Here is a 9,821-nt window from a genome sequence, read left to right as displayed (position 1 = left end):
GGCGCTGGTTCGTATGGTGGTCGAGGAGCACCGCCGGGCGTGCCCGCCCGGGCGGGCGGGGTCCACGCGGCCTGCACCTGACGCGAGTTGGGTGTGGGCTCTCGTGCGGTGCTGGTTCGTGTGGTGGTCGAGGAGCACCGTCGGGCGTGCCTGCCGGGGCGGTCGGGGTGCGCAGGGCCCGCGCGTGCGGCGAGTTGGGTGTGGGCTCTCGTGCGGTGCTGGTTCGTGTGGTGGTCGAGGAGCACCGCCGGGCGTGCCCGCCGGGGCGGTCGGGGTCCACGCGGCCGGCACCTGACGCGAGCTGGGCGTCGGCTCCCGTGCGGCGGTGCCCTCGGGACCTCCGGCCCGCGCGCGGCGGGCTGAACCCGGGCTGAAGCCGCGCCGAACCGCGATTGCCGCCCCCGGCCGGGCGTGGCTAGCGTGCCGTGCCTGCCGTCCCCGCCGGGGACGGGCGGTGGAGGTCGTCCGGCCCTGCGGGGCACGGGGAGAGTGCGGTGGTGCCTGATGGCGGCGAGCGCGGTACTGCGGTTGGCCGTGGCCCTGGACGGCGACCCGGGCGGTGCGCCGGAGCGGGAGACGCCCCTGCCGCCGGAGCGGTGGGCCGAGCGGGTGGCCGAGGCCGAGCGCGGGCTGCTGGACCTGGTCACCCTGGACGACGCCCACCGCCCGGCGCCGGACGGCACGGCCCGGCCGGAGGCGCTGCAACTCGCCGCCGCCCTGGGCGCGTCGACCCGGTGGATCGGCATCGCGCCGACGGTCACCCCGACCCACGGCGAGCCCTTCCACCTGTCGACCGCCCTCGCCACCCTGGACTTCGTGACCGGCGGCCGGGCGGCGGCCCTGGTGCGGCCCGGGCTGGACCCGGCCGAGGACCGCAACGCCGGGCGCGCCCCCGGCACCGCGCAGGAGCGGCTGGCGGAGACCGAGGAGGCCGTCGAGGTGATCCGCGCGCTGTGGGACAGCTGGGAGGACGGCGCGGAGATCCGCGACGCCGCGAGCGGCCGCTTCCTGGACCGCGCGCGGGTGCGGCCCGTCGACCACCGCGGCCGCCACTTCGCCGTCCGGGGACCGTCCGTCACCCCGCGCCCGCCGCAGGGGCAGCCGCCGGTCCTGGTCGCGGTGCACGACGAGGCCGGCCGCCGGCTCGCCGCCCGCGCCGCCGACCTCGCCCTGCTGACCGTCGCCGACCCGGACGACGCCCGGGCGCAGCTCGCCGCCCTGCGGGCCGCCGAGGCCGAGGCCGGAGCGGCCCGGACGGGGCCGCCGCTGCTGGTGTTCGCCGACCGCCCGGTGGCCCTGGACACCGACCCGCGCCGCGCCGCGGCCCGCCGCGCGGGCGGCCCCGGCGCGTTCGCCGGCACCCCGGAGGAGCTCGCCGGATCGCTGCTCGCCTGGCAGCGCACCGGCCTGGACGGCGTGCGGCTGCTGCCCGCCTCGCCCGGGCGGGACCTGCCGGGCATCGTCCGGGGCCTGGTGCCCGAGCTGCAGCTGCGCGGAGCCTTCCGCCGGCGGTACGAGGGCGCCACGCTGCGCGAGCGCCTCGGCCTGCCCGCCCCGGACAACCGGCTCTCCGGCCGCAGCGTCTGACGAGGAACCAGGAGGAACCGTGCCCGTGCGCCCGCGCCGACAGGTCCTGCTCGCCGCCACCTTCCCGCACAGCGTCTGGGTGGTCTGGGACGACCCCCGCTCCGGCAGCCAGATCGACTTCGCGTCGTTCCGGCACGCCGTCCGCACCGCCGAACGCGGCCGGTTCGACTTCTTCCTGATCGCCGAGACCCTGCGGCTGCGCGAACACGCCGGACGGCTGGACGACCTGGAGGTGGCCGGCCGCCCGCACAGCCCGACGGTGATGTCCGCGCTGGCCGCCGTCACCCGGCACATCGGGCTCGTCCCGACGATGAGCACCACCTACAACGAACCGTACGAACTCGCCCGGCAGATCGCCTCCCTGGACCACCTCTCGGGCGGCCGCGCGGGCTGGAACATGGTCACCACCGCCGACCCCGAGGCCGGGGTCAACTTCCGCCGGGGCGCCCACCTCGCGCCCGCCGACCGGTACGCCCGCGCCGAGGAGTTCGTCCGGGCCGCCGACACGCTCTGGCGCGGCGGCCTCGCCCCCTACCGCCACCGGGGCGCCCACTTCGACCTGGAGGGCCGCTTCACCCTGCCGCCGGGACCGCAGGGCCGCCCGGTCCTGGTGCAGGCCGGGGACTCCGGGCAGGGGCGCGACTTCGCGGCCCGCCACGCCGACATCGTCTTCGGCCTGCACGACCGCCCCGGGCCCGGCCGGCGGTTCCGGGCCGACCTGCGGGCGCGGGCCCGGGCGCTGGGCCGGGACCCGGACGCGCTCAAGGTGATGCCGGGTGCCGGGTTCATCCTCGGCGACACCCCGGCGGAGGCCGAGGAGCGCTCCCGCGAGGTGGCGGCGCGGCAGATCACCCCGGCGATCGCGCTCACCCGGATCGGGCAGCTGTGGGCGGCGGACCTGTCCGGCCACGACCCGGACGACCCGCCGCCCCCGCCCGCGGCGCCGCCCGGGTCGCCCGCCGCGACGCTGTACGACCGGGCGCTCGCCGAGGGCCTGTCGGTGCGCGAGCTGGCGATCCGCACGCTGCTGCGGCACACCTTCACCGGCACCCCGGCCGGGGTGGCCGCCCGGATCGACGCCGACGTCCAGAGCGGCGCCGCGGACGGCTACATCCTGGCCGGCCACCTCAACCCGGTCGGCTTCGACGAGTTCACCGACCTGGTGGTCCCGCACCTCCAGGAGCGCGGCGTGCTGCGCGCCGAGTACCGCGAGGGCGCCACCCTGCGCGAGAACCTCGGCCTGCCCGCCGGCGGACCGGACCTCGCCGGGCTGCGGGAATAACCGCCGGCCGCAGATTGTTGACGCGCTGCAAGGCCGCCGGCGACGGCCGCGCGGACGTGCGCGGCGGGGCAGGCGGAAGGGGCGGGCGGAGGAGGAGCACCGGTGAGGTACGAGGTACTCGGCCCGCTCAGGGTCAGTGACGCGGACGGCCAGGTCGTGATCACCTCCCGCAAGACCGAGGCGGTGCTGGCCGTCCTGCTCGCCCGGATGGGCCAGGTGGTCTCGGTGGACGACCTGGTGCGCGAGCTGTGGCCCGCCACGCCGCCCCAGCGCGCCCGGGACGCCGTCTACGTCTACGTCTCGCAGCTGCGCAAGCTGCTCACCCGCCCCGGCGAGCCCGAGCCGATCATCACCCGGGCGCCCGGCTACGTCCTGTGGACGCCCCCGCAGGCCGTCGACTTCCACACCCTCCAGGAGCAACTGCCCGCCGCCCGGGCGATGATGCGCGAACGGCGCTACGACGAGGCCTGCGAGCTGCTGGAGAAGACCGTCGCCCTGTGGCGCGGCCCGGTGCTGGCCGGTCTGCAGGCCGGGCCGGTGGTCAACACCTTCGCGGCCTGGCTGCAGGAGCTCCAGCTGGAGTGCAGCGAACTGCTGGTGGAGTCCAAGCTGATGCTCTCCCGGGACCGCGAGGTGGTCTCCCAGCTGCGCTGCCTGATCCGCGAGCACCCGCTGCAGGAGAGCTTCTACGCCCAGCTGATGCTGGCCCTGTGGCGCTCGGGCCGGCAGGCCGACGCGCTCACCGTCTACCACTCCGCGCGCGACACCCTCAACCGGGAGCTGGGCCTGGAGCCGGGCTGCTGGCTGCGCAACCTCCAGCGCACCATCCTGGAGGTCGGCGCGGACGCCCCCGCCCGGCGCAGGCCCGCCGCCGTGCGGGCCTGACGTCCGCCCCGTTCCCGTTTGGGTGCGGTTTAGCCCCCTTCGGCACGCTGGAGGAGGCAGAACCGATCCCCGAGCGATGACGGAGCGATTCGAGTGAACGATGTCCCCACCCGCCACCTGGGCGGCCTGGAAGTCGGTGCCCAGGGGCTCGGCGCCCTCGGCCTGAGCGAGTTCTACGGCCCGACCGATCCGGAGCAGGCGGTCGCCACCATCCGCCGGGCGCTCGACCTGGGCGTCACCCTGATCGACACCGCCGACGTCTACGGGCACGGCCTGAGCGAGGAACTGGTCGGCCGGGCGGTGGCCGGCCGGCGCGACGAGGCGGTGGTGGCCACCAAGTTCGGGGTGGTGCGCACCGGCGACGGGATCGGGCAGGCGGTGCGCGGCGACGCCGCCTACGTGAAGGAGTCCGCCGACGCCTCGCTCAAGCGCCTCGGGCTCGACCACATCGACCTCTTCTACCCGGCCCGGATCGACCCCTCGGTGCCGATCGAGGAGACGGTCGGCGCGCTGGCCGAGCTGGTGCGGGAGGGGAAGGTGCGCCACATCGGGCTCTCCGAGGCCGCCCCGGAGACCATCCGCCGGGCCCACGCCGTGCACCCGCTGGCCGCCGTGCAGACCGAGTGGTCGCTGTTCTCCCGCGGCCTGGAGAGCGAGGTCGTCCCGCTCGCGCGCGAGCTGGGCATCGGCATCGTGCCCAACGCCCCGCTCGCCCGGGGTCTGCTCACCGGGCGCTACCGGGCCGCGGAGGTGTTCGGGCCGGAGGACTTCCGGACCGTCGCCCAGCCGCGGTTCACCCCGGAGAACTTCCCGGCCAACCTCGCCCTGGTCGACCGGCTGGAGCCACTGTCCATCGAACTCGGAGTGTCGGTCGGCCAGTTGGCGCTGGCCTGGGTGCACCACCGGGGCGAGGACGTCGTCCCGATCCCCGGCACCCGGCGGATCGACCACCTGGAGGAGAACCTCGCCGCCGCGACGCTCGCCCTCGGCCCCGAGGAGCTGGCCGCGATCGAGGCCGCGGTGCCCGCCGAGCAGGTCGCCGGCGCCCGGCTCACCGACTTCAGTCTGCAGTTCGTCGACCGCTGACCGGCGAGCGGTACGCACCGGACGGGCCCCGGGCCCGTCCGGTGCTGACGGCTGTCCGCCGCCGTTCCGCGGACGACGCCCGGGCCGGCCGCCGTCGCGGGCGCCGTCGCGGGCGCCGGGGCGGGCGCGAGGGGCCCGTCGGGGACATGGCAAGGGCGCGGCCGCAGGGGGTTTAGCCGCGTGCACGGAAGGGGTTTAGCCGCCCGATGGAGGCTGGCCGCCCGACCGCACCGAGCGGTCGGCGTCCCTTCCCGTCCGCCTTGCGCAAAGGACCCGCGATGACCGAACTCCGCGGCAGACAGGCCGCGTTCTCGAACCTTCCGTCCCTCACCGGGCTGCGCTTCGCCGCCGCCCTGATCGTCTACTTCACCCACCTCTCGGTCGAGGGCTACCTCGCCCCCGGCCCGGCCGCGGCGGTGTTCCGGTACGCCTTCGGCCTGGGCTGGCTGGGGGTGGAGTTCTTCTTCATCCTGAGCGGGTTCGTGCTGACCTGGTCGGCCCGGATCGGCGAGAGCCGGACGGGGTTCTGGCGCCGCCGGCTGGTGAAGATCTTCCCGACCCATCTGCTGACCTGGCTGGCGGCGCTGCTGCTGGCCCTCGCGGCGGGTGAACTGCTCACCACCGCCCGGCTGTTGCCCAGCTTCTTCCTGCTGAACGCGTGGTTCCCGGAGCTGGACGTGATGCGGGCGGTCAACCTGCCCAGCTGGTCGCTCAGCGTCGAGCTGGCGTTCTACCTGGCCTTCCCCTGGCTGCACGCGCTGGTCCGGCGGATCCGGCCGGAGCGGCTGTGGGCCTGGGTGTGGGGCGTGACGGCGACGATCGCGCTGCTCCCGCTCGTCGCCGAGACCGCACTGCCGGGCAGCCCCCAGCTGCCGGGCCTGAAGGTGTCGCTGACGCAGAACTGGTTCCTGGTGGCGTTCCCGGCCGTGCGCGCGCTGGACTTCGTGCTCGGCATCCTGCTGGCCCGGATCATGCTGACCGGCCGGTGGATCCGGCTCGGCCTGCCCGGTGCGGCGCTGCTGGTCGCGGCCGGGGCGGCGGCCCAGCTGGCCCTGGTGCCGACGGCGTACGGCTTCACCGCCACGCTGGCGCTGCCGCTGGCCCTGCTGGTCGCCGCGGCGGCACGCGCGGACATCGCGGGGACCCGCTCGCCGTTCCGCGGCCGGACGGCGGTGCGTCTGGGCGAGATCTCCTTCGCCTTCTACATGACGCACCACCTGGTGCTGCACTACGTCCGGCTGGCCCTCGGCGAGACGAAGGTCTGGTCGGTGCCCGAGGTGGCCGGCCTCGGCCTGGTGCTGCTGGCCGTGACCATCGGGGTGTCCTGGCTCAGTTTCCGGCTCGTGGAGGTCCCGGCGATGCGCCGATGGAGCCGCCCGGCCGCTCGCGGGGAGCGGCCGGAGCCGGCACTGACGGGCGGCCGCACGGGGTGACCGCGGGGCACCGCGGGCCGTACGGGGCCACGACGGGCCACACCGGCCGAGCGGTCCCCGTACGACCCGGGCCGGGCGGCGGGCTCCCCACGGGGGCCCGCCGCCCGGCCCGCGGGACCGGGGCCTCCGGGTCAGGAGGCCACCGGCTCGCCGGTGTCCCGCGGCGAGACCTCCTCCACCACCGGGCCGGCCGCGAAGGCCTTCGGGCGGCCGGGCAGGAGCAGACCGACCACCACGATGACCGCGGTCATCGCCAGCTCCCACCAGAAGGTGGTGGAGTAGGCGTTGCGGACCGAGTCGCCGTGCGCGACCCCGCGCTGGACCAGCAGCGCCACCAGCGCCACGCCGAAGGAGCCGCCGACCTGGTTGAGCGACAGCATGGTGCTGGTCGCCCCCGAGGTCTTCTCCAGCGGGACGGTCCGGTAGAGCGAGGCGAGCGTCGGCGCGCCGACGCAGCCGAGGCCGATGCCCGAGACCAGGGCGTAGAGGCCGAGCACCAGCTGGCTGGTGGCCGCCGAGGACAGCGCGTTGCCGAGCGTGCCGAGCACCACCAGCGCGGCGCCGACCGGCACCAGCAGATTGGCGCCCAGCTTGTCGCTGAGCCGCCCGGCCAGCGGCATCCCGAGGAAGGTGCCGACCCCGAACGGGGCCAGCAGCAGCCCACTGGCCATCAGGCTCTGGCCGTGCACCTGCTGCTGGTAGAGCGGCAGCAGCACGTACAGCGAGAACACCGCCGCGCCGGTGAGCGCCATGGCGACCACGGCGGCCGTGAAGCCCCGGTTGGCGAGCAGCCGCACGTCGATCAGCGGGGTGCGGCGGGTGGTGAGCGCGTGCACCACGAAGCCCGCCACCAGCAGGGCGCCGATGATCAGCGACACCACCACCGTGGTCGAGCCGAAGCCCTCGTGGGCGGTCTGCGACAGCCCGTACACCAGGACGGCGAAGCCGGGGCTCAGCAGCAGGGTGCCGAGGACGTCGAAGGTCGCCCGCTCGCCCTCGGCGGGAGCGTCGGCGGGCACCACCTTGAACGAGAACACCAGCGCGATCAGCACGATCGGCACGTTCACCAGGAACAGCCAGCTCCAGTGCAGGTTGTCCGCGATGACGCCGCCGAGGATCGGGCCGATCACCGGGCCGAGCGTCATCGGCAGGGCCAGCAGGCCCATCACCTTGCCCAGCCGGGCCGGGCCGGCCGCGCGGGCGGTGAGCGTCATCATGACCGGCTCGATGATGCCGGCCGCCACGCCCTGGAGGATGCGGAAGGTCACCAGCGAGCCGATGTTCCAGGACAGCGCCGAGGCGACGGCCGTCACGGTGTAGAGCACCAGGCCGAACAGCCAGACCTTCTTGCCGCCGAAGTGGTCCACCGCCCAGCCGGTCACCGGGATGGTCGCGGCGACCGCCAGCAGATAGCCGGTGATGACCCACTCGGCGGTGGTGAGCGTGGTGTCGAAGGTGGCGGCCAGCGGGCTCAGCCCGACGCCGACGATGGTCGCGTTCAGCGTCGCGGTCACCGACGCGAGCGCCATGACAATGATCAGCTTGACCAGCGGACCGTCCAGCCGGTCCTCGGCTGATTGCGTCATTTCAGTCCTTAGGGATAGCAGGGGAGGAGAAGGCGGATGAGGAGGCGGGTGCGCATCACGCGATGCCCCGCGGCCGCGGAATGCGGCGGGACGGCGCGGCGGGGTACCGGAGGGGCGCCGCGCCCGAGGACCGCCTTGCCGAAAGCCCGGCGCTGGGCGCCCGGCGTACTGAAAGAGCGTATAAACAATGGCGGGGCGGCGGCCATCGGCCCTTAGACACCGTTAAGGCCGCCGACCCGGAATTCGGGTCGGCGGCCTTCGACGGGGTGGGAATCCGCCGGCCGGGCATCGGTGACCTGCGGATTCGTCCCGCCGGTCCGGGGCGGGGAAGGTTCCCGGAGTCTTTAGGTCGTGTCCGGTCGGGGGTCCGTCAGGAGCACGGCCTGGGCCGGGCAGAGCTGCTGGGCGAGCCGGACGTCCTGCTCCAGGCCGGCCGGGGGCTCGGGCGTCAGCAGGGTCACCAGGCCGTCGTCGTCGTGCTCGAAGACGTCCGGCGCGGTCAGCACGCACAGGCCCGCGCCGATGCAGCGGTCCCGGTCGGTGGAGACCCGCACCCCGGCGGCGCTCACCAGGCCACCGGCAGGCGCTCGACGCTCTGCATGGTGCCGGTCCGGCGCATCACCAGCTCCTCGGCCGGCACCGCCAGCCGCAGCCCGGGCAGCCGGCGCACCAGCGTCTCGAAGGCGATCTCCAGTTGCAGCCGGGCCAGGTTCTGCCCCAGGCACTGGTGGATGCCGTAGCCGAAGGTCAGGTGCTGGCGGCTGGCCCGGGAGAGGTCGAGATCGTAGGGCTCGGCGTGCACCCGCTCGTCCCGGTTGGTCATGGTGGAGGAGACCACCAGGCCGTCCCCGGCCTTCAGCACCCGGCCGTCGATCTCGATGTCGTCGGTGATCCAGCGCACCCCGGCGAAGTCGGTCACCGCCGTGATCCGCAGCAGCTCCTCGATCGCGGTGGCGGCCGGCACCTCGCCCGAGCGCAGTGCCGCCAGCTGCTCCGGGTTCTCCAGCAGGGCCAGCACGCTGATCGGGATCATCGAGGAGGTGGTCTCCAGACCGGCGATCAGCAGCACCATGGTCAGCTGGACCACCTCGTCGTGGCTCAGCTCGCCGCTCTCCACGTGCGCCACCAGCCGGCCGACCAGGTTCTCGTCGGGGCTGTCCTCCTGGGCCGTCACCAGCCGGTCCAGGTAGCGGACCAGTTCGGCGGCAGAGGCCTCGGTGTGGGCCGGGTCCCGGCCCTGCATGACGCCCGCGGTGGCGGACTGGAAGAAGGCGTGGTCCTCGTAGGGGATGCCCAGCAGCGCCGACATCACGAGCGACGGGATCGGCGCGGCGAAATGCTCCACCAGGTCGGCGGGGGAGCCGAGTTCCTCGATCCGGTCGATCAGTCCGTTGACGATCCGCTCGATGTCGGGGCGCAGCGCCCGGGCGTGCTTGAGGCTGAACTCCGGGTTGAGCAGCCGTCGGTGGTGGTGGTGGATCGGCGGGTCCTCGCCCACCAGCACCAGCTTGCGGGCGGCCGGCGCGCCCAGGTGCGGGGCCATGGTCGGGTAGGCGTCGTAGCTGCGGTCGGAGGACAGCCGCTCGTCGGCGAGCAGCCGGCGGGCCTCGGCGTAGCCGGTGATCAGCCAGACCCGGCGGTCGTCCCAGAGGGTGACCTGGTTGATCGGGCCCCGTGTGCTGATCTCCCGGTAGACGTCCGGCGGCTGGTAGGGGCAGGTGCGGCGCACCGGGAACGACGGTGCTTCGGCGGAACTGGCGGACAACGCGGCCTCCCAGTCGGATTTCCCGGAATGGTGCCCGGGGGGGAATTCTGGTTACTCCGGCGCATGCTAGTTGCGCCGCCCGGGGGCGGGCCACGGGAGTTCCGGCGGGAATCAACGGGAATTCAATGGCCGTTTGTCGCGGATTTAGCCGCGCATTCGACGGGTGGCGGCGGCCGGTTCAGCGGGGGCCGCCGGGC

Annotated in this window: 8 protein-coding genes; 5 read left to right on the top strand and 3 right to left on the bottom strand. The window is 74.7% G+C overall.

Going from position 1 to position 9,821, the window contains the following annotated elements; all coding sequences use genetic code 11:
- The first annotated feature begins 504 nt into the window (after positions 1-504).
- The 5 genes from ACFVVL_RS20340 to ACFVVL_RS20320 all read left to right on the top strand — a co-directional run bounded on the left by ACFVVL_RS20340 (position 505) and on the right by ACFVVL_RS20320 (position 6,273).
- On the top strand, positions 505-1,587 hold the full coding sequence (locus ACFVVL_RS20340; protein WP_387677080.1) for an LLM class flavin-dependent oxidoreductase: 1,083 nt from the start codon (positions 505-507) through the stop codon (positions 1,585-1,587).
- A gap of 25 nt (positions 1,588-1,612) precedes the next feature.
- A complete protein-coding gene (locus tag ACFVVL_RS20335) occupies positions 1,613-2,869 on the top strand; it encodes an LLM class flavin-dependent oxidoreductase (protein ID WP_387677077.1) in 1,257 nt (418 codons plus the stop codon).
- A 102-nt stretch (positions 2,870-2,971) separates the two neighbouring features.
- Positions 2,972-3,754 (top strand): BTAD domain-containing putative transcriptional regulator, encoded by a 783-nt coding sequence (locus ACFVVL_RS20330; protein ID WP_380296888.1) that lies wholly within the window; start codon positions 2,972-2,974, stop codon positions 3,752-3,754.
- A 93-nt stretch (positions 3,755-3,847) separates the two neighbouring features.
- Positions 3,848-4,840 (top strand): aldo/keto reductase, encoded by a 993-nt coding sequence (locus tag ACFVVL_RS20325; protein WP_387677074.1) that lies wholly within the window; start codon positions 3,848-3,850, stop codon positions 4,838-4,840.
- Between the two features lie 278 nt (positions 4,841-5,118).
- On the top strand, positions 5,119-6,273 hold the full coding sequence (locus tag ACFVVL_RS20320) for an acyltransferase family protein (RefSeq protein ID WP_380296885.1): 1,155 nt from the start codon (positions 5,119-5,121) through the stop codon (positions 6,271-6,273).
- A gap of 131 nt (positions 6,274-6,404) precedes the next feature.
- Here ACFVVL_RS20320 and ACFVVL_RS20315 read toward each other — a convergent pair whose 3' ends face one another.
- The 3 genes from ACFVVL_RS20315 to ACFVVL_RS20305 form a co-directional block, all read right to left on the bottom strand.
- Positions 6,405-7,859: a DHA2 family efflux MFS transporter permease subunit gene (locus ACFVVL_RS20315; protein ID WP_380296883.1), complete on the bottom strand. Its 1,455-nt coding sequence runs from the start codon at positions 7,857-7,859 to the stop codon at positions 6,405-6,407.
- 344 nt (positions 7,860-8,203) lie between these two features.
- Positions 8,204-8,428, bottom strand: coding sequence for a ferredoxin (locus ACFVVL_RS20310; protein WP_380296882.1), 225 nt, complete (start codon positions 8,426-8,428; stop codon positions 8,204-8,206).
- A complete protein-coding gene (locus tag ACFVVL_RS20305; protein WP_387677070.1) occupies positions 8,425-9,624 on the bottom strand; it encodes a cytochrome P450 in 1,200 nt (399 codons plus the stop codon). Before ACFVVL_RS20305 ends, ACFVVL_RS20310 begins: the two co-directional genes overlap by 4 nt.
- Positions 9,625-9,821 lie beyond the last annotated feature (197 nt).

This window comes from Kitasatospora sp. NPDC058115 (assembly GCF_042884635.1).
In the GTDB taxonomy this organism is placed as follows: Bacteria; Actinomycetota; Actinomycetes; order Streptomycetales; family Streptomycetaceae; genus Kitasatospora.
The sequence above is the reverse complement of the archived record's forward strand: the minus strand, read 5'-3'. Positions and strand labels throughout refer to the sequence as shown.

What these genes read in the sequence shown, in the direction of transcription:
- ACFVVL_RS20340 (WP_387677080.1), top strand. Translation starts at nt 505, where the DNA reads ATGGCGGCGAGCGCGGTACTGCGGTTGGCCGTGGCCCTGGACGGCGAC.
- ACFVVL_RS20320 (WP_380296885.1), top strand. Translation starts at nt 5,119, where the DNA reads ATGACCGAACTCCGCGGCAGACAGGCCGCGTTCTCGAACCTTCCGTCC.
- ACFVVL_RS20315 (WP_380296883.1), bottom strand. Translation starts at nt 7,859, where the DNA reads ATGACGCAATCAGCCGAGGACCGGCTGGACGGTCCGCTGGTCAAGCTG.